Genomic DNA, 23,457 nt, shown 5'->3' with positions numbered 1-23,457 from the left:
CTCAAAGCCCCGCCAGCGTGTCCTGCGCCTTCTGGCGATGCTCCGGCGTGATCGACCCCGCAACCGCGGCGATCGCAGCCGCCATCACGGCCGCATCGTCGCTGAAGCCAAGAATCGGCATGATGTCGGGAATCGCATCGATCGGCAGCACGAAATAGCCGAGCGCGGCCAGCAACGTCAGCCGGACACGCCGGGGGGTCGCCGGATCGCGGGTACAGAAATAGGCTGCCAGCAGGTCCTCGGCAAAGGGGATGCGCTTGGCGACCCGCTTGAGAAGGCTCATCAGATCGGCGCCGAAACGCGCTTCGTCGCGCAGGCTCCGCCGGATCGCCGCCATCTCTTCGGCGCTGAAACGCGAACTGAAACCCTCGCTCATTCCTCTCTCTCCGTGGACGGACCTGAAAACCTCGGCCCAGTGCGGAATACACATTTCCCGCGCCGGAAATGTGGCCCCGGTCGCAAGGCTGCACAAGGGTTGCGCCAAGAATCGTCCTTGGAGCGGCCGATGGCGCGGATTAAGGCTGGTCCAGCCATTTTTGCGAACAGGGACCTGACATGAAGCTCGATTCGTCCATCGCAGCCATCGTTACCGGCGGCGCGTCCGGCCTCGGCGAAGGCACCGCACGCATGCTCGCCTCCCAGGGCGCCAAGGTTGCCATCTTCGACATGAATGCCGAGCGCGGCAAACAGGTGGCGAGCGAAATCGGCGGCGTCTTTGCCCTTTGCGATGTCTCGAACGATGCCTCGGTCGACGAAGCCCTGCTCACGGCTCGTCGGGCGCATGGCATCGAGCGCATCCTGGTGAACTGCGCCGGAATCGCCCCGGGCCGCCGTGTCGTCTCGAAGAAGCGTGAGACCGGCGAACTCGTGGCTCACGACCTCGCGACCTTCGAGAAGACGCTCGCCGTCAACCTCGCCGGCACTTTCCGCATGATCGCACGCTCGGCGCTCGCACTCGCCGCGGAGCCACCGGTCACGCCCGATGGCGGGCGCGGAGTCTTCATCTGCACGGCTTCGGTCGCGGCCGAGGATGGCCAGATCGGCCAGGCGGCCTATTCCGCCTCGAAGGGCGGCATTGTCGGCATGACGCTGCCGATCGCGCGTGACCTCGCCCAGCTTGGCATCCGCGTCATGACGATCATGCCCGGCCTGTTCGAGACTCCCATGTTCGCGTCGGTACCGGACGACTATCGCCAGGCGCTGGAAGCCTCGATCCCGCACCCCTCGCGCCTCGGCCGCCCCGCCGAATATGCCGCGCTGGTCAGGAGCATCGTCGAGAACGACATGCTGAACGGCACGGCAATCCGCCTCGACGGCGCGATCCGGCTCGCACCGAAATAGCGCACTGCGTCAAATAATCCTGAAGACCGCGCACCCGTCTTGTCTCGGTAGAGGTCCCACCGCATTGCGTCGCCGCCTCGTGCTTGCGCCCGAGGCGCAAGGAGCGTGGCGCAGAACATGGCGCCGGCCTCTTCATCGCTGGCGGGCGAGGCCACAACGCCGCGGGCAGCCGTGCCACCCCTTGCAAGGACGCCCTATTTTCCGGGCGTCGCAGGCGGCTTGATCTCATGCTTCAGGATCAGTGGCGTCTGAGCCAGGGCAAAGGCCATGGTCAGCGGCATCACGCCCCAGACCTTGAAGGCGACCCAGAAATCCTGCGTCTGCGTGCGCCAGACAATCTCGTTCAGCGCGGCAAGGACGAAGAAGAACAGGCCCCAGCGGAAGGTGAGCTTGCGCCAGCCTTCCTCGTCGAGCTGCAGGACGGTCTCGAGCACGAGCGCCAGCAGCGAACGCCCGAAGAACAGTCCGCCAAGCAGGATGCAGCCGAACAGCGTGTTGACGATGGTCGGCTTCACCTTGATGAAGAAGGCATCGTCGAGCGCCAGCGTCAGCCCGCCAAAGACCGTCACCACGACCGCGTTGACGATCGCCATGCGCGGCAGATGGTGGAGCAACACACGCGACAGGGCGAGCGAGACAAGCGACGCCACGATGAAGATGCCGGTCGCGACAAAGATGCGCCGGTCTTCGGCGACGCCGAACAGGCGGTCGCCATAGGAATTGGCGAAAAAGAATATGGCCAGCGGCCCGAACTCGAGGCCGAGCTTGAGCAGCGGGTTAACGCCCTTGTCCTTAGTCGTCCCGGCCAGACTCTCGCTCACGCAGCTTCTCCCAATCCAGCAACCGCGCGTGCAAAATCACGTGCGGAGAATGGTTCCAGATCCTCGACACTCTCGCCGACGCCGATGAAATGCACCGGCAGGCCAAACTGGGCGGCGAGCGCCACGAGGATGCCGCCGCGCGCCGTGCCGTCGAGCTTCGTCATCACCAGCCCGGTCACGCCAGCCGTCTCGCGAAAGGCCTCGACCTGCGAGATCGCATTCTGGCCCACCGTCGCGTCGAGCACCAGCAAGGCTGCATGCGGCGCCTCCGCGTCGAGCTTGCGGATCACCCGCACCACTTTGGCGAGCTCGTCCATCAACCCTGCCTTGTTCTGCAGCCGGCCGGCCGTGTCGACGAGAAGGATATCGACCCCGTTGGCCCTGGCTTTCTGCAGCGCCTCAAAGGCCAATCCCGATGCATCCGCACCCTGCTGACCAAAGACAACCTCCGCACCCGTGCGCTCGCCCCAGACCTTGAGCTGCTCGATCGCAGCTGCGCGGAACGTGTCGCCCGCAGCGAGCATCACCGACTTGCCTTCGGCACGGAATTTCGCAGCCAGCTTGCCGATCGTCGTCGTCTTGCCGGAGCCATTGACCCCGACCATCAGGATCACGAACGGCTTTTTCGTGGCGTCGATCGTCAAGGGGTGCGCCACCGGCGTCAGAATGCTCTCGACCTCGCGCGCCAGGATGGCCTTCACCTCCTCCGGCTCGATCTCCTTGTCATAGCGTCCCTCGCCCACCGCCTTGGCGACGCGCGCCGAGGTGGCGAGGCCAAGATCGGCCTGGATCAGGATGTCTTCGAGATCCTCCAGCGTGGCGGCAGTGAGCTTGCGCTTGGTGAAGAGCTCGGTGATGCCTGTGGTCAGCGCCGAGGAGGTCCGGGAGAGCCCGTCCGCCAGCCTGCGCCACCAGCTGCGCTTCGGCTGCGGTGCCGGAGTCGGCTCCACGGGTTGTCCGGATGCCATGGGCAAAACCGGCGCGGGCGCGGGTTCGAGCTCCGGTTCGGGTTCCACCTCCGGCATCGCGATCGGCAGGGGCGCAGCCTCGCCAATCAGCAGATCGGGGGCTATTGGCGCATCGGGTACAGCGTCAGGAGCCGGCTCGGCTCCGGCATCCGGCACGTCCGGGGAGGGTTCGGCTGCGCTTTCAGGAGCGGGTTTGGACTGTTCCTGCTCCAGCCCGAACAGCCTCGAAAAGAAGCCGCGTTTTTTCGGTTCGCTCTCGCTCATCACTCGTCCCGTCATCCTGCAGGCCGGGCGCCCGAGTTGCGCCACACCGCTGGTTTGGATAGCGCAATGCCATGAGCAGACCGGATCAACCAGCAATTTCGCGCGAGACCCCAGAAGCGGCCTTGCCGGTGCCACTGCTTTATCGCGACGCGATGATGCTGGTGATCGACAAGCCCGCCGGCCTGCCTTCGCATCGCGGCCCTCAGGCAAAGCGCCGCGTCATTCCCGTGCTGACCGATTATCTCGACGCCCTGCGCTTTGGTCTGCCACGACGGCCGGAAGCCGCCCACCGGCTCGACAAGGATACATCCGGCTGCCTCATCCTCGGCCGCCACCCACGCGCGATGGCCGAGCTCAACCAGCTGTTCCGCGACGGCCGCATCGACAAAACCTATTGGGCTATCGTCGAGGGGGCTCCGCCGGACGAGGAAGGCCTGATCGATCTGCCCCTCGCCAGGCGTTCTCCCGAACGCGGCTGGTGGATGAAGGTCGACCCGGAGGGATTGCCTTCACAAACCCGTTATCGCGTGCTGGGTCGCGCGGAGGGTTTGACATGGCTCGAACTCGAGCCGCTCACCGGCCGTACACACCAATTGCGGGTGCATTGCGCAGCCTCCGGCTGGCCCATGCTGGGTGACGAAGTCTACGGCTCGGCGCCGCGCGATGGTGGACCAGGACTCCAGCTCCATGCCCGCGCTGTCAGCGTTCCGCTCTATCGCAAGCGCGAGCCGATCAGAATCGAGGCGCCCCCGCCCTCACACATGCTGGAGGCGCTCGGGCTCTGCGGCTGGAGCAAATCTTTCGCGAATCCTAACGCGGCTGCCGAGCAAGGCGAACCGTCATCAACCCTTCGCTAATTTGAGCTTGCTATCCCTAGGGAATAGCAACCGGAGCGTGCATTGATGCCGGAGTCAGCGACCTTGAGCAGCAGAGCCGGGCCCGGCGGGCTGATGACGCTCGACGCTGCGCGCCAATCCGCGCATGAGGCCGGCCCGGATGCACCGCTGGCGACACTGCTCTCCTGGGTCGAAGACTATCTGATGCAGTGTCATGCCGATCTCGGCCGGGCCGGCGCCGTCTGCCCCTTCACACGCCAGGCGGCCCGGCTCGATACGGTCCGCCTCGCCATTTCCGAGGAACGCGCCACAGAAGAGGATGCGGCTTTCGCCCTGGTTCGCAGCGGCTTCAGCACGCTCGACGCCATCCCCTGCAAGGCCGGCATGCGGCATTTCCGCACGGTGATCATCGGCTTTCCGAAATGCGACGGCCCGGACGGCATCGCCATGCTTAAGCGCGTCCAGGACCGTCACAAATTCTACTCGCTGCGGCGCAACCGCATGATCGGGCTGATGCATGCGACGTCGGAGGCGCCAGGCCTCTGGAATTCCGATTTCCGGCCGCTGCGCGCGCCTCTGCCTGTCATCGCCATCCGCCACATGGTCGAGCATGACGCGCCCTTCGCCGCCAGGCACCCGCTGCTGCTCCTGCCCTATCTCGCCCGCTTCCCGATCGCAGGGTCGAAGCGGCTGATCGCACATCTGCGCGCCGGAGCCCAATGATGAGCAAGCGGCGGGATGGCTCCGAGGTCGGTGGAGCCGTGACGACAGAGGTCATTACCGAGCGCGATGATTTTCTCGCGCTCCAGCCGGAATGGGACGCGTTCTTTGCGCGCGTCGCCCTGCCTCACCAGGTCTTCCAGAGCCACGTCTTCCTGAAGCACTGGGCCGCGCATTATCTCGAGGGGCATGGCCGGCTCAGCATCGTCATCGCACGCCGCCAAGGTGTCCTTGCGATGCTCTGGCCGCTCGTCCGGCAGCGCCGCTGCAGCCTCGAGACCCTCCGCTTCATGGGCATCCCGGTCGCGCAATTCGGTGACATCCTCGTCGAGCCCGGCCCTGACCGCGATACACTCTTGCGAACGGGTTGGCGCGCCGTGCGCGCACTGGGTGCTGATCTGTTCGAGGCGCGCAAACTGCGAGCAGACTCCGTTCTCGCCGTGTCCGGACTGCTCAGTGAAGCCATGCCGATCGAGCAGCTCAACGCCCCCTTTGCCGATCTGGTCTGGCGGGTCGGCACGAACGGCCCAAGCAGCGCCTATCCCGCTCGCGAACGTTCGAATTACCGTCGGCGCCTGCGCCGGCTCGAGGAGCGCGGCACGATCAGCTTCGAGGCGCCGCCGCCCGGTCCCGCCGCCGCAGCCCTTGCCGGCGACGCCGTGGCGTTCAAGCAAGCCTCGCTGCTGCGCCATGGCACCGTCGCGCCGACGATCGACGATCCACGCTTCGCGGCTTTTTTTCGGGATTTTGCAGGAGATGCGGACGGAGGAAGCTCGCTGCGCGTCTCCGCGATATGCTGCGATGGCGCCCCGATCGGCATCGACCTCTCGCTTGACTGCAAGGGCCGCAGCTTCGGCCATGTCCTTGCACCCCACCCCGATTTCGAGCGCGGCGGCGTCGGCAGCATCCTGATTCATCACAGCTTCGCCAGCGCCAGGGCACGCGGCAATGCCGTGTTCGACCTGCTGGCCCCGTCGGATGCCTACAAGCTTGAGCATGCCGACGGGCAGACCGGTGTCAGCGACCTCCTGCTGCCGCTCTCCCTCAAGGGGCGGGTCGCCTGCAGCGTCGGTTTCCAACGCTTGCGGCCCGTTCTGAAGAGCGCGGCCAAGAGACTTCCACCCGGTATTGCACGCCGTGTCGCGACCTGGGGCAGGGCTGGCTGATCAGCCGGCCATGGCGTCCATGGCACGGGCGAGCTTGACGTCGAGCTCGGTCAGCCCGCCGGCATCATGCGTTGCCAGCGTCACTTCGACCGTCTTGTAGACATTCGACCATTCCGGATGATGGTCCATCCTTTCGGCCAGCAGCGCCACGCGGCTCATCCAGCCGAACGCCTCGTTGAAATCATGGAAGATGAAGCGCTTGGCGATGGCCTCACGACCCTCGACCAGTTTCCAGCCCACCAGCGTCATGAGCGCTTCGTTACGAGCTTCGGCACTCAGTCGCTTGCGCATGATCATCTCCGCTGGAAATCGCTTCGCGGGAGCCGGTTGGGGTAGGATGGGCCGAGCGGGTAGGCTGCTTCAAGCACATAGGGCCCGCCGCCGATCGAATCCCGCGATGACATCAGGGCGAAGCGTCGGGCCGTGAAGGCGATCGGCCGGACGATGGGATGCATCGCCAGGTAATGGGCAACCTCGACAGGCGAGGTGTCCCGCAGCCGGGCGAGCGTGACATGCGGCACGAACTTGCGCCCTTCCGCCGGTAATCCGAGGCGGCGCATCAGGCGTTCGATATCGGCCTGGAGCTCACCGAGCTGGCGACTGGGTTGTACGCGCGCAAACACGGCGCGCGGCTTGTCGCCCCCGAAACTGCCCAATGCGTCGAGTGTCACCTCGAAGGGCTGCGTCTGCAGATCGGCGAGAAAGCTGTCGACGTCATGGGCCATGCGGCGGTCGACGTCCCCGAGGAAGCGCAAGGTAACGTGATAATCGGCCGGCTCGATCCAGCGCGCTCCAACGAGTCCGCCGCGATGCAGCGTCAGCGTCGAGGCGACCTCGGCGGGTATCTCCAGAGCTGTGAACAGCCTCGGCATGGCGAATCAGTGCCAAGTTTTTGTGACTCTGGCGAGACGAAAAGCGATGAGCTGCAGGAAAACCTCCGCAAACTTTCGCCTTCTCGCCCCGCCATGAGCCGCGCTTGCTTCAGGGACAGGGGTTTCCGACCAATTGGTGAATCGCGTCGATCTTTGCTTCGACCTCGGGCGAAACTGCGACATCGATCGAACCGATATCGGTCCGCAATTGTTCCATCGTCGTCGCGCCAATGATGTTGGCCGTCACGAAGGGACGCGAATTCACGAAGGCCAGCGCAAGTTGCGCCGGATCCAGGCCAGCTTCGCGGGCAACCGCGATATAGCGCTTCACCGCATCTTCCGCGCCGGCAGCCTCGTAGCGCTGGCCCCGATTGAACAGCGTCGAGCGCGCGCCGGCCGGCTTGGCGCCGTCCAGATATTTGCCGGTGAGGTAGCCCTGGGCCAGCGGCGAATAGGCCATTAGGCCGACCTGCTCACGCATCGCGATCTCGGCCAACCCCGTCTCGAAGGTGCGGTTGAGCAGGTTGTAGGCATTCTGGATCGATTGGACGCGAGGCCCTCCGCGCGCTTCGGAGTCGCGCACGAAGCTCATCGTGCCCCAGGCGCTCTCGTTGGAGAGCCCGAGATGACGGATCTTGCCGGCCTTCACAATCTCGCCGAAGGCGTCGAGTTGTTCGGCGATCGACGTCTCGCCATCGGGCGTTTCGAAAGCGGCCTTGTTGAAGCGCGTCGGGTTCGAGCCCCACGGCATCGCACGCTCGGGGAAATGCAGCTGGTAGAGGTCGATATAGTCCGTCTGCAGCCGCTTCAGGCTCTTGTCGACGGCCTCGAAAATCTGCTTGCGGTTGATGCGGGTCGGTCGGCGATCGTCCCGGAACCAGTCATTGGCCGAGCGGCCGACGATCTTGGAGGCCAGGATGACCTTGTCGCGGTTCTTCCGCGCCTTGAACCAGCTACCGATGATCCGCTCCGTCGAGCCCTGCGTCTCCGGCTGCGGCGGAATCGAATACATTTCTGCCGTATCGAAGAAATTCACGCCCTGCGCGAGCGCGTAGTCCATCTGCTCATGGCCCTCGGCCTCGGTGTTCTGCTGGCCCCAGGTCATGGTTCCAAGGCAGATGACCGAAACCTGGAGGTCGGTGCGCCCAAGACGGCGATATTGCATGGTCGGACAACTCCGGAGATTGCGCGCAGCGGCGCTCATGGGTGGGAAGCGATTTTCGGGCCGACCGGCATGATGCGATGCGCCGCCCTGCTCCGTGGCGGCACATCGCTCCGGAACGGAAGGGATCAGGATTTCGAGCGGATGGTCTCCAGGAAGCGCTCTACCGTCGGCAGAATCCGCTCGACGATGACGCGCACGCCTTGGGTTGTCGGATGCAGCAGATCTGGCTGGTTCAGCGCACGATCGCCCGCGATGCCCTCGAGGAAGAACGGATAGAACACCAGCGCGTGTTTCTCGGCGAGTGCCCTGAAGAGCCCGTCGAAGCGGCCCGTATACTCCACGCCGAGATTGCGCGGCGCATACATCCCGGCCAGCAGCACCGGGATACCGCGCGCCTTCAGCCGCGTGATGATCTCTTCAAGCGCTTTTTCCGTCACCGCCGGATCGAAACCGCGCAGCGCGTCATTGGCGCCAAGCTCGACGATGACGCCATCGGTCCCGTCGGGCACCGACCAGTCGAGCCGCTCGAGACCGCCCTGGGCGACATCGCCCGAGACACCGGCATTGGCGATATCGACGGCGTGTCCCTTCTGGCGCAAGGCTTGCTCCAGCACCGCCGGGAATGCCGCGCTCGCCGGCAGGCCGTAGCCGGCGCTGAGGCTGTCGCCCAGTACGACAAGCTTGAGCGGGCGCGGTGTCTGGGCTTGGGCCATGGCTGAAACCGGAAGGATCGCCAAGAGCGCCAGCCAAAAGGCCGCAGCGCAAAAAGCACGGGCAAATGATTGGACAAGCGCGCGACCGCGCCCATATCGGGCGGCGGGGTGCAACGCGCTGAGACCCCATCCCCATCGCCATGCGATGCGGATGGACGTCGTCGATGGCATTGAAGACAGGATCATGTGGCGATGAGTGATAAGTCAGCCCCGGCGATCGAATTGCGGGATGTCCATCTTAGTCTGGGGCGTGCAGCCGCCCGCGTCCATATCCTGAAGGGCGTTTCTTTGTCACTGGCTGCCGGCGAGGCAACCGGGCTGGTCGGTCCTTCGGGATCGGGCAAATCCACCCTGTTGATGACGATGGCCGGGCTCGAACGGCCCGATTCCGGACTGGTGAAGGTGGCCGGCCAGGATCTTGGTCAGCTCGGGGAAGATGGCCTTGCGGTCTTTCGTGGGCGCCAGATCGGCATCGTCTTCCAGTCTTTCCATCTCGTTCCGACGATGACGGCGCGCGAGAATGTCGCTTTGCCACTCGAACTTGCGGGTGCAGACGATGCGTTCGCCCGGGCCGAAGCCGAGCTGCGCAATGTCGGGCTCGGCGATCGCATGGACCATTATCCGGCCCAGCTCTCCGGCGGCGAGCAGCAGCGCGTCGCGATCGCTCGCGCGGTCGCGCCCGATCCCGCCATTCTCGTCGCCGACGAACCGACCGGCAATCTCGACGAGAGCACCGGCCGCTCGATCGTCGATCTGATCTTCGCGCTGCGCCGCGAGCGGGGCGCCACCCTCGTGCTGGTCACGCATGACCTCTCGCTCGCCGCGGCCTGCGACCGCACGGTGCGCCTGCGCGCCGGGCGGATCGAAGCCGATGCCGATCTCGCGGTCGCCTGAGCGCTCGCCATGCACGCTCCGGTCAAGCCCACCGCTGCCACTCCTCCCCGCTCTCCTTTTGGCCCGGCACTCGCCCTGCGGCTCGCCTGGCGCGATCTGCGCGGTGGCCTGCGCGGATTCGGCGTCTTCATCGCCTGTCTCGCTCTCGGCGTCATGGCCATCGCAGCCGTCGGCTCGGCGTCGCGCGGCCTGACGGAAGGGCTGCATCGCGAGGGGCGACGCATTCTCGGCGGTGACGTCGCCTTCAGCCTGATCCATCGCGAGGCCACCGCCGTCGAGCGGAGTTTTCTCGAGGGGCGTGGCGCCCTCTCGACCATCGCCACGATGCGCGGCATGGCCAATGCCGGCGACAAGGGCGCGGCCCTTGTCGAGCTCAAGGCGGTCGATTCCACCTATCCGAGCATCGGCGAGGTCGTCAGCGAGCCGGCTGGCCCGCTTTCCGATCTGCTGTCCCAGAGCAACGGCAGCTTTGGCGCCATTGCCGATCCCGTGCTGCTTGGTCGCCTCGACCTGAAGATCGGCGACACCATCTCGGTCGGCAGCGCACGCGTGCAGCTGCGCGCCAGCCTTGTATCCGAGCCCGACAAGATCGCCTCGGGCGTCGGCTTCGGCCCTCGCGTCCTGGTTTCCCAGGACGCATTGCGTGCCACCGGGTTGCTCCAGCCGGGCAGCCTGGTGCGCTGGACCTATCGCGTCTCGCTGCCCCCCACGGCGTCCGATGATACGGCCCTCGAGCGCCTCATCGCCGATGCAGGTCACCAACAGCCGGACGCTGGCTGGGAAATCCGCTCGCGCGCCAATGCCGCGCCGAGCTTTCAGCGCAATCTCGAGCGTTTCACGCAGTTCCTCACCCTGGTCGGACTGACGGCCCTGCTGGTTGGCGGTGTCGGCGTCGCCAATGCGGTGCGCCGCTTCGTCGAGGCCAAGAAGCTTGATTTCGCCACCTTGAAGGCGATTGGCGCAACCGGCGGACATGTCGTCGCGATCCATCTGACCGAGGTCATGATCGTTGCGGCACTCGGCATCGCGATCGGTCTTCTGCTGGGCGCCGCCGCGCCCTTTGCGCTCGGCTATGCGCTTCGCGACCTGCTGCCCCTGCCCTTCGAGCCGACATTGGCGCCGGGAGAGCTGGTGATTGCGGCGCTCTATGGCCTGCTGACCGCGCTGGTCTTTGCGATATTGCCGCTCGGCCGGGCGCATGACGTGCCGGTCTCGGCCCTGTTCCGCGACCAGATCGAGCCGGATCTGCGCCGGCCCAGGCTGGTCTATCTCGGTGTCTTCCTTGCGGCTCTCATCGGTCTCGTCGGTGTCGCAGTCGCCTTCGCCTATGACCGCCGCATCGCACTGATCTATATCGCCGTTGCCGCTGGCATCTTCCTGCTGCTGCGCCTCGTCGCCTGGACTCTGATGGCTCTCGCCCGCCGCAGCCCGCGGCCGCGGAACCCGGCCCTGCGGATGGCGCTCGCCAATGCCCATCGCCCCGGCGCATTGACGCCGTCGCTCGTGCTCTCGCTGGGCCTCGGTGTCGCCCTGCTCTCGGCGCTCGCCTTCATCGATGTCAGCCTCACCCGGCAGTTGACCCAGTCGCTGCCGGACAAGGCGCCGAGTTTCTTCTTCCTCGATATCCCGAACGGCCAGAGCGCGCGCTTTGACAGCTTCATCGCCGAAACGAGGCCTGGCGCCACGCTCGAACGCGTCCCGATGATGCGCGGCCGCATCACCAGTCTCAACGGCGTGCGCGCCGAGCAGATCAAGGCCTCCGAGCAGGCAGCCTGGGTCCTGGATGGCGATCGCGGCATCACCTATGCGGAAACCATGCCCGAGGGCTCGATCATCACCGCCGGGGAATGGTGGCCGCCAGGCTATCGCGGCGAACCGCTCGTCTCCTTCGATGCTCCTATCGCCGCCGGGCTTGGGCTCAAGGTCGGCGATAGCGTCACCGTGAACGTGCTCGGCCGCAACATCACCGCGCGCATCGCCAATCTGCGCACCATCGAATGGCGCTCGCTCGGCATCAATTTCGTCATGGTGTTCTCACCCAACACCTTTGCCGGCGCGCCGCACACCAATCTCGCGACCGTCACCTCCGGGACCGACGCGACGGCAAGCGCCGATGCGCAGCTTCTGCGCCGGCTGGCGGTCGAGTTCCCGTCGGTCACCGCCGTGCGGGTGAAGGACGCGCTCGAAGCGGTCAACACCATTGTCAGCCAGCTCGCGACCGCGATCCGCGGCGCCTCGGGCCTGGCGATCGCTTCCAGCCTTCTGGTCCTGGCAGGCGCTCTCGCGGCCGGGCAGCATGCGCGGCTATACGACGCGATGATCCTGAAGACGCTCGGCGCGACGCGTCGCTTCATACTTTCGTCGTACGCCCTCGAATATGCCGGAATAGGTTTTGTCTCTGCCCTGTTCGGCGTTGTCACCGGCGCATTGGCAGGCTGGGGTGTCGTCACCCAAGTGATGAAGATAGAATTCGTCAGCGATCCGACTGGCGCGATCCTCGCTGCGACTGCCGCGATCGTGGTTACCGTCCTGTTCGGATTGTTCGGAACCCTAAAAATACTGTCGAAAGCGCCTGCTTCTCATCTGCGGAATTTATGAGAACTGTCGCTTTTGCCTCGGAGATAGACATGGATCGCTCGCGCCATTGCATCAGGCCGGGCTCCATGATCTATGCAGACGGCGCTCTTAACCATGGCGGCCTCTTGTAAGGTCGCTCGATCCCCCTCATATTCCGCGTTGTCGCCACGATTTTGGGCGATGGTGGAAATCGCGGAGGCGATGTCCGCCCCGGAATTCTACCTGTGAGGGAAATCGCTCTATGAGCAACTTCGACCGCAATGCTCCAGTCTGGGGTGCCGGCCGCGCACAGCAGACCAGCGCCGTCGAGATGGATCAGGGCCTGCGCTCGTTCATGCTCGGCGTCTACAACAACATGTCGATCGGTCTGGCCATCACCGGCCTTGCCGCCATCGGCATCAGCATGCTGGCGATCGCCGGCGTCTCGCCGACCGGCAAGGTCACGGCGCTGACGACATTCGGCCAGGCAATCTATCTCAGCCCGCTGAAATGGGTCGTGATGCTGGCCCCGCTCGCCTTCATCTTCTTCTTCTCGTTCAAGGCCGAGAGCATGAGCTCCTCGACCGCGCGCGCCATGTTCTTCGCCTTCGCAGCGGTGATGGGCGTGTCGATGTCGTCGATCTTCGTCGTCTTCACCGGCGAGTCGATCACCAAGGTGTTCTTCATCACGGCCGCCGCCTTCGGCGCGCTCAGCCTTGCCGGCTACACCACGAAGAAGTCGCTTTCGGGCATGGGCTCCTTCCTGATCATGGGCCTGATCGGTCTGGTGATCGCCTCGGTGGTCAATATCTTCCTGGCCTCGAGCGCGCTGTCCTTCGCCATCTCGGCGATCGGCGTGCTGGTCTTCGCCGGCCTGACCGCCTGGGATACCCAGCGCCTGAAGGAGATGTATCTCTACTCCGACATGGATCCGGAATCGGCCGCGAAGCTCTCGGTGAACGGCGCGCTGTCGCTCTACCTGAACTTCATCAACATGTTCCAGATGCTGCTGTCGCTGTTCGGCACGCGCAACCAATAAGCACCACCTCGACCCTTGCGGGTCGCGCGAGCCCCGGCTGCAAGGCCGGGGCTTTTCTTTTGCGTTCGTCGCAGTCCATCTTGACCGGATGGAGCCCATTTCGATCAGGGACGGTCGCATCGACGACATTCCCGTCATCACCACGATCTATGCCGATGCCGTCTCGAACGGCACCGCCTCCTGGGAGCTGGAACCGCCCTCGGCCGGCGAGATGCTGCGGCGCTTCGAGGCGCTCATCGCCGATGGCTATCCCTATCTCGTCGCGACCAGAGGCGAGGACCTGCTCGGCTACGCCTATGCCGGGGCTTATCGCCCGCGTCCGGCCTATCGCAGCACGGTGGAGGATTCGATCTATCTCTCGCGGCAGGCGCAGGGCTTGGGCATCGGCCGCGCCTTGCTGAGCGCGCTGATCGCCGCGTGTGAAGCCAGGGGGTTCCGGCAAATGGTCGCGGTCATTGGCGATGGGAACGGCGCCTCGGTCGCCTCGCGCCGCCTGCATGAACAGGCCGGTTTCGCACTCATCGGGGTCGCCAAGGCCGTCGGCTACAAGCACGGCCGCTGGCTCGACCAGATGCTGATGCAAAAGGAGATCGGCGACGGCAGCCGAACCGCGCCGCCCCTCAACTCACCACGCTGAGCTTCTTGTCGACCACCCGCAGGACACGGCTGAGATCCGAGCCGCGCTTCAGGATCAGCCCTGTCGCCGCGACGATCGAGTACGCACCCTGCCGCTTGGCAAGGGCGGGATCCTTGACGATCCGATAGAGCGGCACCTCGGAGGTTCGGCGATAGACCGAGAACTGTGCCTTGTCCTTCAGGAAATCGATGGCGTAGTCGCGCCATTCGCCTGCAGCGACCATCCGGCCGTAGAGATTGAGCAGCTCAGAGAGTTCCCGGCGATCAAAGGTAACGGCCGCCGGCTTGACCGGACCGGGGAAGGCAACCACCGCCCCGGCCCCATGCGATTGCGGCGTTTCGCTTTCGCTCATAGCGCCTCCCGATCGGCGGTCAGGCAGGGCCCGATCGCACTTCCCGTTGGGCAGGATGATGCGCCCCGGATGCTGCGCTGGCAAGAGATCGAGGGAGGCAGAAAAGAATCACGCCTTCGTCAGCCACGCCGCATTTTCGCCGCGAACGCGCCAAGCGATGGCCAAGTTGCCGGGCTCAACTCCCCTCGTTGCCTCGACGGCCCGGCCTCATCGAGTTCCGGATACGTCAGCCCCCCAGCCCCCCGGGCTTGGTGAGGTCGGGCCTATCGGTTCGAGGCTACCTCAACGGCTGGCGGTTTCCGCTGGCCGTTTTCTTTTGGCGAAAATGCAGGCTCATCAGCGCTTTTGTCCGTGGTATTCGGCATTCGGCCGCATATCGACAGCCGAAGCCATCCGGTTCGACATGTTGAAGAACGAAGCGACCGCGCCGATATCCCAGATATCGCGCTCGCCGAATCCCGCCGCCCGCAACGCCTCGCGATCGCCTTCCTCGACGAGATAGGGCGTCTCGCTCAGCTTCACCGCAAAGTCGAGCATCGAACGATGGCGGGGCGAGAGTGCGGCAGCGCGATAGTTCATCGCCATCAACTCGCCGAGCACAGGATCCCCCGAGAGCTGACGGACGGCGGCGCCATGCGCCGTCAGGCAGTAATAGCACCGGTTCACGCTCGACACGGCAACCGCGATCATCTCGCGCTCGAGCTTGGAGAGACCGGAAGGGCCGAGCATCAGATCGTTGTAGAACGCGGCGAAGGCCGTGAGCTTGGCGTCGTCATGGGCGTAGGCCAGCAGCACATACGGCACGAAGCCGAGCTTCTCCTGGCATTTGGCGAAATAGGCCTGATTCTCGGCCGACAGCTCGACTTCCGGCAACGCAAGCGCCATCACCCTTGGCGGCTCATCCTGCCGAGTCGGAAGCTCGCCGACCTTCGATTTGTCATGCTTGTTCGACATGGTCCGTTTCCTGATGTGTCGGCGAGGTTGAACTTTCGACAGGATCTGCCGCGATGTTCGCACGGGCGACCTTGTTCGTGTGCATGATGCGACGAAAGTTGAAAGGCGCCGCAGCCTATGTCATCGCTGCGGCAAAATAACTGAGGGTTCTGGGGATGGTTAAACGAGTGACGAATGCAACGATCGAGGCTCTGGCCGCGGTCGAGGCCGCAGCCTCCCAGAGCGGAACCGGCATGCCGGCGGAGTTTCCGAAGCTGCTCTATGGCCGCGTCGTTGCCGAAGATATCGTCGCTCTCCCGCCTGATCTCCTCGCCCGTGCCGCTGCCGCCGCCTACAAGCATCTGACCGCGAAGCGCCGGCCCGGCACCCCGAATCTGCGTTTCCGCGACGAAGCCTTCAGCGAACATGGCCGCGAACGGCAGATCACGATTCTCGAAGTCGTGAACGATAATAAGGCTTTCCTGCTCGATTCGACGCTGGCTGAGCTGACCGAGCAGGGCTACGAGCCCCGCCTCGTCGCCCACCCGATCCTGGCAGTCGCGCGCGATGCCGACGGCTCTTTCCACTCGCTTGCAGGCGAAGCGACCGGGCGTGCTCCGGAAGGCGCGCGCCGCGAAAGCCTGATCCATATCCATCTCGACCGGATCGACACGCCCGAGGCGCGCGAGCGCCTGAAGACCGGTCTCGAAAGGGTCTATGTCGATGTCGGCCTGGCGGTCGACGATTGGGCTGCCATGCGCGGCCGAATCACCGAGGTGATTCAGGCCTACCGCTCCAACCCGCCCCCGCTTGCCGAGGACGAGGTCGCCGAGGCCCTGCAATTCCTCGAATGGATCGCCAGCGACAATTTCACGCTTCTCGGCATTCGAGCCTACCGTTTCCCGGGCGGTGATGCGGCTGCCGACCCGATCGACAGCTCCGGTCTCGGCATCCTGCGCGATCCCTCTGTGCGCATGCTGCGCAAGAATCGCGAAATGGTGGTGATGACGCCGGAGATTCGCGCCTTCCTCGCCAAACCGCAGGCGCTGATCATCACCAAGGCCAACGTCAAGAGCCGCGTGCATCGCCGCGTCCATCTCGACTATATCGGCGTCAAGCTGTTCACGCCTGACGGCCATCTCGACGGCGAGATGCGAATCGTCGGCCTGCTGACCTCCAACGCCTATACAGGCAGCGCCCGCGCCATTCCCTATCTGCGGCTCAAGGTCGCGCGCGTCGCCAAGAACACGGGCTTCGACGCGGCGAGCTATTCCGGCCGCGCGCTGCTCAACGTGCTCGATGCCTTTCCGCGCGACGAGCTTTTCCAGATCGACGGCGAGACACTCGAACGCTTCGCCCTCGATATCCTGCAGCTGACCGAGCGCCCGCGCATCCGCGCGCTGGCCCGGGTCGACGAATTCGACCGCTTCGTCTCGATCCTCGTCTTCATTCCGAAGGATCGTTACGACACGCAGGTCCGCCGTCGCGTCGGCGAATTCCTGGCGCGGATCTATGAGGGGCGCCTGTCGGCCGCTTACCCGGCCTATCCGGAAGGCCCGCTGTCGCGCACCCATTACATCATCGGCCGCGACGAAGGCCGCACGCCAAGGGTCGATCGCGCCACGCTGGAAGCCGGCATCGCAGCGATCGTCCGAACCTGGGCGGATGGCCTCAAGGACGTTCTCGACGAGCAGAAGGCGGGCCCGGCAGCGCGGTCGCTGACCGAGCGCTATGCCGAGGCCTTCGGCGCGGCCTATCGCGAGCGCTTCTCGGCCACCGATGCGCTCGAAGACATCGACATGCTGCAGAAGCTCACCCCGGAGCGGTCGCGCGCGGTCAATCTCTATCGCCGCGAGGGCGATACCGCGGCGCGGGCCAATCTCAAGGTCTTCTCGAGCGGTGCGCCGATCTCCCTCTCCGCCCGCGTGCCGGTGCTTGAGAACATGGGCTTCCGCGTCGTCAACGAGCGGACCTTCAATCTGACGCCGCAGCAGACCGCCAATGGGGTTGAGGCGCCCGAAGCCGCCCGCGTCTGGCTGCACGACATGACCCTGGAGCGTGCCGGCGGTGGCGAGATCGATGTTGCCCGCCTCGACCCGACCATCGAAGCAGCGCTGATGGCCCAGTTCCGCGGACTGGCGGAATCGGACCGTTTCGACCAGCTCGTCCTTGCCGCCGGAATCGCCTGGCGCGAGGCTGCGCTGCTGCGTGCGCTCGGGCGCTATCTGAGGCAGGTCGGCGCGCCCTATGCCCAGGACTACATCGCCGATGCGCTGACCCGTCACCCCGGTATCGCCTCTAAGCTGATCGCCTATTTCGTCGCCAAGTTCGACCCGCATTTCGATGCGAGCAAGCGCGAGAAAGCGATGCAGGCCGAGCGTGAAGGCATCGAGGCCGCGCTCAACGACGTCACCAGCCTGGACGAGGACCGGATCCTGCGGCGCCTGGTCAACCTGATCGAAGCGGCGCTGCGCACAAATTTCTTCCAGATCGGCCCGGACGGCTATCCGCGCAGCACGATCTCGCTGAAATTCGAATGCGCCAGGCTCGACGATCTGCCGCTGCCGCATCCGCTCTACGAGATCTTCGTCTATTCGCCCCGGGTCGAGGGCGTGCACCTGCGCTTCGGCAAGGTCGCGCGCGGCGGCCTGCGCTGGTCCGACCGGCCGCAGGATTTCCGCACCGAGGTACTGGGCCTGGTCAAGGCTCAGCAGGTGAAGAACGCCGTGATCGTTCCGGTCGGCGCCAAGGGCGGCTTCTTCCCGAAGCAGTTGCCGCCGGCGAGCGATCGCCAGGCCTGGATCGCGGAAGGCACCGAGAGCTACCGCATCTTCGTCCGCACCCTGCTGGAGCTCACCGACAATCTCGACGGCGAGACGGTCATTCCGCCGGCCGATACCGTGCGCCATGATGGCGATGACCCCTATCTCGTCGTCGCCGCCGACAAGGGCACTGCGACCTTCTCCGATATCGCGAACGCGCTTTCGATCGAGAAGGGGCATTGGCTCGGCGATGCCTTCGCCTCGGGCGGCAGCCAGGGCTATGACCACAAGAAGATGGGCATCACCGCACGCGGCGCCTGGGAGGCCGTGAAGCGGCATTTTCGCGAGATCGACATCGACATCCAGTCGACGCCCTTCTCGGTGGCGGGTGTCGGCGACATGTCGGGCGACGTCTTCGGCAACGGCATGCTGCTCTCGCCGGCGATCAGGCTTGTGGCCGCCTTCGACCACCGCGACATCTTCCTCGATCCGGAGCCCGACCCGGCAGCGTCGCTTGCCGAACGCCAACGCCTGTTCGCGCTGCCCCGCTCCTCGTGGCAGGACTACGACAAGTCGCTGATCTCCAAGGGCGGCGGCGTATTCTCGCGCCAGGCCAAGAGCATCCCGCTCTCGCCGGTGGTGCGCGCGCTGCTTGATCTCGACAAGGCGGAAGTCACCCCGCCCGAACTGATGACCGCAATCCTGAAGGCGCGGGTCGACCTGCTCTGGTTCGGCGGCATCGGCACCTATATCCGGGCCGCCGACGAGACCGATGCCCAGGTCGGCGACCGCGCCAATGACGCGATCCGGATTGCCGGCGCCGATCTGCGGGCCCGTGTCGTCGGCGAGGGCGCCAATCTGGGCTGCACCCAGCGCGGCCGCATCGAAGCCGCCCGCAACGGCATCAGGATCAACACCGATGCCATCGACAACTCCGCCGGCGTCAACACCTCCGACGTCGAGGTCAATATCAAGATCGCGCTCGCGGACCCTGTCCGCGATGGGCGCCTGCCTGAGAAGAAGCGCAATGCCCTGCTCGTCGACATGACCGACGAGGTCGGCCTCCTCGTCCTGCGCAACAACTACCTGCAGACGCTGGCGCTTTCGCTGACCGAGGCCCAGGGCGCGACGGCAACGCCCGCGCTACGTCGCCTGATGCTGACGCTGGAAGCCCAGGGCCGCCTCGATCGCTCGGTCGAGTTCCTGCCGACCGATATGGTGCTGGCCGAGCGTGAGAAGCGCGGCGAGGGCCTGACCCGGCCGGAGCTTGCCGTGCTGCTGGCCTATGCCAAGCTCGCCCTGCACGATGCCTTGCTCGAATCGGCCATTCCGGACGATCTCTATCTCAACAACGAGCTCGCCCGTTATTTCCCGAGGGCGCTGCGCGACAAATACGGCGCCGAGATCGCCAGCCACAAGCTGCGTCGCGAGATCGTTGCAACCCAGCTCGCCAATGCCATCATCAACCGCGGCGGCCCGGCCATCGTCTCGACCCTGGCCGGCCAGACGCGCGCCGACGCACCGGCGATCGCAGCGGCCTACGCCATTGCGCGTGACTCCTTCGATCTGATCGCCCTGAACGGGGCGATCGATGCGCTCGACGCCAAGATCCCTGGCAAGACCCAGATCGGTCTCTATGCCGCGGCCCAGGAACTCGTCACCGATCGGATGAGCTGGTTCCTGCGTCGGGGCGTCGCCAAACCGGGCTCCATCGAGCAAACGGTTGCGCATTACGCGAGGGGCGTCTCGGCACTTGCCGGTGAACTCGACAGCCTGCTGCCCGAGGCAGCCGCCCAGGCGCGTACGGCCCGCATCGCCGTTCTCGTCTCGGAATCAGTGCCCGAAACCCTCGCCGCGCGGATTGCCAGCCTGCCCGCACTTGCCCAGGCGACCGACATCGTCGACATCGCCGACCGGACCAAACGGTCGATTGCCGAGGTGGCGCGGATTCATTTCGGTGCCGATTCGGTCTTCGGCCTGTCCAGCCTGGCAGCAGCAGCCGCCGCCGTGCCGGCAACCGACGATTATGAGCGCCTGGCCCGCGACCGCGCCATCGAAACGCTGGTCGATGCTCATGCCGGGTTGACTCAGGAGATCGCCTCGGGCGCAACCGGATCCGACACCCTCGACGGCTGGCTGGCCGATCGTGGCGCGGAAGCCGATCGCACCCGCGCGACGGTCTCGGCCATCACGATGTCGGGCCTGTCCCTGCCGAAATTGATGGTCGCAGCCGGCATGCTCGCCGACCTTCCGAGAAAGCACTGAGAAGAGATCATGACCGAGACCGAACGCGACACGCCAGCCACCCGGATCGACCCGAAACTGCTCGAGATCCTGGTCTGCCCGGTGACCAAGAGCACGCTCGAATACGACGCAGCAAAGCAGGAGTTGATCAGCCGCCCTGCCAAGCTCGCCTATCCGATCCGCGACGGCATTCCGATCATGCTGCCGGAAGAAGCACGGCAGATCGAGGGATAGATCCCGCTCTCGAGGCACGCCTCGGAGCGTTCCGCGTCATTGTCGGGCTTGTCCCGACCATGACGCCGCTTGTTAGAGTGCCTCGCCTCTGAGCAGGCGTGGCGGCTCCCCTGCCAGTCCCGCCGCCTCGCGGATGAAGAAGCGCTTCAGCCCTGGCATCCGATCGACCAGCCCGAGCCCGAAATCGCGTGCCAGGCGAAATGGCGTCACGTCATTTGAAAACAGCCGATTGAGCCCGTCTGTCACCGCGCCCATCGCAACTGTGTCGAAACGCCGGGCGCTTTCATAACCTTCGAGAACGTCGGCGCTGCCTGGATCGAGTCCGAGCCGCGCCGCATCGACAATGGCCTCGGCCAGGGCCGCGACATCCTTCAGCCCGAGATTGAGCCCCTGGCCGGCAATCGGATGGATCAGGTGAGCGGCGTCACCAAGCAGCGCCAGCCTGTCGCCGACGAAGCGACGCGCCACGCCAAAGCCGAGCGGCATCGCCGTGACCTTGCTCTCCAGTGCAAGCTCCCCAAGCTCCAGTCCGAAGCGCCGCTCGATCTCGTCGAGCATATCGGCCTCGTCGAGTGAGAGCAGCGCCGCGACATTCTCCTCGCGCTCCGTCCAGACGATCGAAGAGCGGTGGCCGAGCCTGCCGCCGTCGCTGAGCGGCAGGATCGCGAAGGGCCCGGAAGGCAGGAAATGTTCGACGGCGCGCCCGTCATGCGGCCGCTCATGGCTCAGCGTCGCAACGAGCCCGGACTGGTGGTAGGACCAGCCGACCCAGCCGATGCCGGCGCGTTCGCGCAGCCGCGACCGTGCGCCATCGGCGGCCACGAGCAGTAACGCCGCAATGCGCTCGCCGCCCGCATAAGTGATCTCGATGGCGTCGTCCTGCGCATCGAAGCCGCGAACGCCTTCCGGCCGCATCTCGACATTCGCTTCACGGCAGGCGCTCAGCAGCGCCGTCATCAGCGCCATGTTCTCGACCATATGGGCGAAGGATTGTCCGGGCTCGATCTCGCCGTCGAAGGTCAGGAAGACCGGGCGCACCACGTCTGGATTGCGGCTGTCGGTCACCACCATTTCGGTCATCGCGGCAGAACTGCCTGCAACGGCCTCCCAGACGCCCAGCACCTCCAGCATGTTGCGTGCAGCCGCCGCCACGGCGTAGGCGCGGTTGTCCTGACGCGGCGGTGCCGCAAGCGCCGGGTCCGCCAGGACGATCGCATAAGCCTCGCCCAGCGCACGTTTCAGCGCCAGCGCCAGCGAAAGCCCGGCGATGCCGCCACCCGCGATCACGATCCGCCTGTCGGAATGGCCGGTCTGCTGCCCCATCGTCCTGCTCCTGCGCCTCATGCCGACCACGCCTGGACCAGCGCTTGACGACGCCCGGTGCGTCGGTGCTGATGCGGAGGATACGGCGGAACCGTCTTCGGCTCAGCCGGCCCATCCGTCAATCCGCCCGCCAGTCGAGCCTGAAGAACCATGTCCCAGATCAGCGACTCCCTGACGTCGATCCTCGATCTCGAGCGGCTCGAGCGCAATCTGTTCCGCGGTCGCAGCCCCAAGATCGGCTGGCAGCGCGTCTTCGGCGGGCAGGTCATCGGGCAGGCCCTCTACGCCGCCTGCCAGACTGTGGAAGGCCGCCAGCCGCACTCCCTGCACGCCTATTTCCTGCTGCCGGGCGACCCCGAGACTCCGATCATCTACGAGGTTGAAAGGCTGCGCGATGGCCGCTCGTTTACGACGCGGCGCGTGCTGGCGATCCAGCACGGCGAGGCGATCTTCTCGATGTCGGCCTCGTTCCAGGCTGAGGAACCCGGCTATGAGCATCAGATGCCGATGCCGGACGTGCCGATGCCGGAGGACCTGCCGAACCGGGAGGAGATGCAGCGCAGCGTACTGCCGCATATGCCCGAAGCCGTGCGCGCCTATTACCAGCGCGAGCGCCCGATCGAGATTAGGCCCGTCGAACTCCAGCGCTACGTTACCGGCGAGAAGATGGAGCCGAAATTCAATGTCTGGATCCGCTCGATGCAGCCTTTGCCCGACGATCCGGCGGTCCATCAAAGCGTGCTTGCCTATGCTTCGGATCTGATGCTGCTCGATTCGAGCCTCATCGCGCATGGCAAGACCGTGTTCGACAAGCAGATCCAAGGCGCGAGCCTCGATCATGCGCTCTGGTTTCACCGCCCCTTCCGCGCCGACGACTGGCTGCTCTATGCTCAGGACAGCCCCTCGACCTCGGGCGCGCGCGGGTTCTCCCGCGGCCTCGTTTTCGATCGCCACGGCAAGCTCGTCGCGTCCGTGGCGCAGGAAGGTCTGATCCGGCCCCGTCCGGACCGCGAATGAGCGCTTTCTAAGCAGAAGCACAGCAATCAATCATTTGCCTGTTTATTAGGCAATCACCCCGTGCCGAGAGGCGTGACGGGGCGTCTTTCGTTGCGCCATCCCCTCATATCCCCCTCCGGCAGTTGGCACGGGCCTTGAATTGACCGGCCGTGACGTGTGTCGGGCTCCCGGCGCGCGCGGAACGCAACGCGATCGCCGGGGCTGACATCCGGGCGGCGGAAACGGGGAAACCCAAGCATGAAAATCGTGATGGCTGTCATCAAGCCGTTCAAGCTGGAGGAGGTGCGCGACGGGCTCACCGCCATCGGCGTGCATGGCCTGACCGTGACCGAGGTGAAGGGCTATGGCCGGCAGAAGGGCCATACCGAGATTTATCGCGGTGCCGAATATGCCGTGAGCTTCCTGCCGAAGATCAAGATCGAAGTCGCCGTCTCGGACGAGCTCGTCGGCAAGGTGATCGAGGCGATCACCGCCGCAGCCCGTACCGGCCAGATCGGCGACGGCAAGATCTTCGTCTCGTCGATCGAGAAGGCCGTCCGCATCCGCACCGGCGAGACCGACGGCGACGCCCTCTGATCCTCTCGATCCTACAGTTCAGGA

At 65.4% G+C, this 23,457-nt stretch carries 22 protein-coding genes; 12 read left to right on the top strand and 10 right to left on the bottom strand.

What is annotated here, in order from left to right:
• Position 1: 1 nt before the first annotated feature.
• Positions 2-376 (bottom strand): YkvA family protein, encoded by a 375-nt coding sequence (locus BIWAKO_RS10295; protein WP_069878622.1) that lies wholly within the window; start codon positions 374-376, stop codon positions 2-4.
• A 179-nt stretch (positions 377-555) separates the two neighbouring features.
• Between BIWAKO_RS10295 and BIWAKO_RS10290 the strand changes: the two genes are divergently transcribed.
• Positions 556-1,341: an SDR family NAD(P)-dependent oxidoreductase gene (locus BIWAKO_RS10290; protein ID WP_069878621.1), complete on the top strand. Its 786-nt coding sequence runs from the start codon at positions 556-558 to the stop codon at positions 1,339-1,341.
• 194 nt (positions 1,342-1,535) lie between these two features.
• Here BIWAKO_RS10290 and BIWAKO_RS10285 read toward each other — a convergent pair whose 3' ends face one another.
• A complete protein-coding gene (locus BIWAKO_RS10285) occupies positions 1,536-2,162 on the bottom strand; it encodes a septation protein A (protein WP_244523403.1) in 627 nt (208 codons plus the stop codon).
• Positions 2,159-3,394 (bottom strand): signal recognition particle-docking protein FtsY, encoded by a 1,236-nt coding sequence (gene ftsY, locus BIWAKO_RS10280; RefSeq protein ID WP_069878620.1) that lies wholly within the window; start codon positions 3,392-3,394, stop codon positions 2,159-2,161. The genes BIWAKO_RS10285 and ftsY overlap by 4 nt, the downstream gene beginning before the upstream one ends.
• A gap of 71 nt (positions 3,395-3,465) precedes the next feature.
• Between ftsY and BIWAKO_RS10275 the strand changes: the two genes are divergently transcribed.
• From BIWAKO_RS10275 to BIWAKO_RS10265, 3 genes are all read left to right on the top strand, one after another.
• Positions 3,466-4,251 carry an RluA family pseudouridine synthase gene (locus BIWAKO_RS10275; RefSeq protein ID WP_069878619.1) on the top strand — a complete coding sequence of 262 codons (786 nt, stop codon included), beginning with the start codon at positions 3,466-3,468 and terminating at the stop codon, positions 4,249-4,251.
• A 63-nt stretch (positions 4,252-4,314) separates the two neighbouring features.
• The gene (locus BIWAKO_RS10270) at positions 4,315-4,953 is read left to right on the top strand and encodes a DUF6875 domain-containing protein (protein WP_141740039.1); all 639 of its coding nucleotides are present in this window, start codon (positions 4,315-4,317) and stop codon (positions 4,951-4,953) included.
• Positions 4,953-6,116 carry a GNAT family N-acetyltransferase gene (locus BIWAKO_RS10265; RefSeq protein ID WP_176733297.1) on the top strand — a complete coding sequence of 388 codons (1,164 nt, stop codon included), beginning with the start codon at positions 4,953-4,955 and terminating at the stop codon, positions 6,114-6,116. Before BIWAKO_RS10270 ends, BIWAKO_RS10265 begins: the two co-directional genes overlap by 1 nt.
• On the opposite strand, the gene BIWAKO_RS10260 is transcribed toward BIWAKO_RS10265, so the two are convergent.
• The 4 genes from BIWAKO_RS10260 to BIWAKO_RS10245 all read right to left on the bottom strand — a co-directional run bounded on the left by BIWAKO_RS10260 (position 6,117) and on the right by BIWAKO_RS10245 (position 8,866).
• A complete protein-coding gene (locus tag BIWAKO_RS10260) occupies positions 6,117-6,407 on the bottom strand; it encodes a 4a-hydroxytetrahydrobiopterin dehydratase (protein WP_043237017.1) in 291 nt (96 codons plus the stop codon).
• A 2-nt stretch (positions 6,408-6,409) separates the two neighbouring features.
• On the bottom strand, positions 6,410-6,988 hold the full coding sequence (thpR, locus tag BIWAKO_RS10255) for an RNA 2',3'-cyclic phosphodiesterase (RefSeq protein ID WP_069878616.1): 579 nt from the start codon (positions 6,986-6,988) through the stop codon (positions 6,410-6,412).
• Positions 6,989-7,097: 109 nt separating this feature from the next.
• On the bottom strand, positions 7,098-8,153 hold the full coding sequence (locus BIWAKO_RS10250) for an aldo/keto reductase (RefSeq protein ID WP_069878615.1): 1,056 nt from the start codon (positions 8,151-8,153) through the stop codon (positions 7,098-7,100).
• 125 nt (positions 8,154-8,278) lie between these two features.
• On the bottom strand, positions 8,279-8,866 hold the full coding sequence (locus BIWAKO_RS10245; protein ID WP_069878614.1) for an arylesterase: 588 nt from the start codon (positions 8,864-8,866) through the stop codon (positions 8,279-8,281).
• A 192-nt stretch (positions 8,867-9,058) separates the two neighbouring features.
• Here BIWAKO_RS10245 and BIWAKO_RS10240 point away from each other — a divergent pair, with 192 nt between their 5' ends.
• The 4 genes from BIWAKO_RS10240 to BIWAKO_RS10225 all read left to right on the top strand — a co-directional run bounded on the left by BIWAKO_RS10240 (position 9,059) and on the right by BIWAKO_RS10225 (position 13,992).
• Positions 9,059-9,760, top strand: a complete 702-nt coding sequence (locus BIWAKO_RS10240; protein ID WP_069878613.1) for an ABC transporter ATP-binding protein — start codon at positions 9,059-9,061, stop codon at positions 9,758-9,760.
• 9 nt (positions 9,761-9,769) lie between these two features.
• Complete coding sequence (locus tag BIWAKO_RS10235; RefSeq protein ID WP_069878612.1) at positions 9,770-12,358, top strand: ABC transporter permease; 2,589 nt, start codon at positions 9,770-9,772, stop codon at positions 12,356-12,358.
• A gap of 220 nt (positions 12,359-12,578) precedes the next feature.
• Positions 12,579-13,355, top strand: coding sequence for a Bax inhibitor-1/YccA family protein (locus BIWAKO_RS10230; protein WP_069878611.1), 777 nt, complete (start codon positions 12,579-12,581; stop codon positions 13,353-13,355).
• Between the two features lie 88 nt (positions 13,356-13,443).
• Positions 13,444-13,992 carry a GNAT family N-acetyltransferase gene (locus BIWAKO_RS10225; protein WP_069878610.1) on the top strand — a complete coding sequence of 183 codons (549 nt, stop codon included), beginning with the start codon at positions 13,444-13,446 and terminating at the stop codon, positions 13,990-13,992.
• Here the strand turns inward: BIWAKO_RS10225 and BIWAKO_RS10220 are convergent.
• Both BIWAKO_RS10220 and BIWAKO_RS10215 read right to left on the bottom strand, forming a co-directional pair.
• On the bottom strand, positions 13,976-14,344 hold the full coding sequence (locus tag BIWAKO_RS10220; protein ID WP_069878609.1) for a DUF2794 domain-containing protein: 369 nt from the start codon (positions 14,342-14,344) through the stop codon (positions 13,976-13,978). The genes BIWAKO_RS10225 and BIWAKO_RS10220 overlap by 17 nt on opposite strands.
• 336 nt (positions 14,345-14,680) lie before the next feature.
• Positions 14,681-15,229, bottom strand: coding sequence for a peroxidase-related enzyme (locus BIWAKO_RS10215; RefSeq protein ID WP_244523633.1), 549 nt, complete (start codon positions 15,227-15,229; stop codon positions 14,681-14,683).
• Positions 15,230-15,453: 224 nt separating this feature from the next.
• Here BIWAKO_RS10215 and BIWAKO_RS10210 point away from each other — a divergent pair, with 224 nt between their 5' ends.
• Positions 15,454-20,304, top strand: coding sequence for an NAD-glutamate dehydrogenase (locus tag BIWAKO_RS10210; protein WP_141740038.1), 4,851 nt, complete (start codon positions 15,454-15,456; stop codon positions 20,302-20,304).
• Between the two features lie 9 nt (positions 20,305-20,313).
• Positions 20,314-20,517, top strand: a complete 204-nt coding sequence (locus BIWAKO_RS10205; RefSeq protein ID WP_069878606.1) for a Trm112 family protein — start codon at positions 20,314-20,316, stop codon at positions 20,515-20,517.
• A gap of 72 nt (positions 20,518-20,589) precedes the next feature.
• Here the strand turns inward: BIWAKO_RS10205 and BIWAKO_RS10200 are convergent, their stop codons facing one another.
• Positions 20,590-21,840 (bottom strand): ubiquinone biosynthesis hydroxylase, encoded by a 1,251-nt coding sequence (locus BIWAKO_RS10200; protein WP_069878605.1) that lies wholly within the window; start codon positions 21,838-21,840, stop codon positions 20,590-20,592.
• 150 nt (positions 21,841-21,990) lie between these two features.
• Between BIWAKO_RS10200 and tesB the strand changes: the two genes are divergently transcribed.
• Both tesB and BIWAKO_RS10190 read left to right on the top strand, forming a co-directional pair.
• A complete protein-coding gene (tesB, locus tag BIWAKO_RS10195; RefSeq protein ID WP_069878604.1) occupies positions 21,991-22,857 on the top strand; it encodes an acyl-CoA thioesterase II in 867 nt (288 codons plus the stop codon).
• Between the two features lie 237 nt (positions 22,858-23,094).
• Positions 23,095-23,433 carry a P-II family nitrogen regulator gene (locus BIWAKO_RS10190; RefSeq protein WP_043236992.1) on the top strand — a complete coding sequence of 113 codons (339 nt, stop codon included), beginning with the start codon at positions 23,095-23,097 and terminating at the stop codon, positions 23,431-23,433.
• Positions 23,434-23,457: the final 24 nt, after the last annotated feature.

Source organism: Bosea sp. BIWAKO-01 (assembly GCF_001748145.1).
GTDB lineage: Bacteria > Pseudomonadota > Alphaproteobacteria > Rhizobiales > Beijerinckiaceae > Allobosea.
Note: the sequence above shows the minus strand (reverse complement) of the source record. Positions and strands in the feature narration are given on the sequence as shown.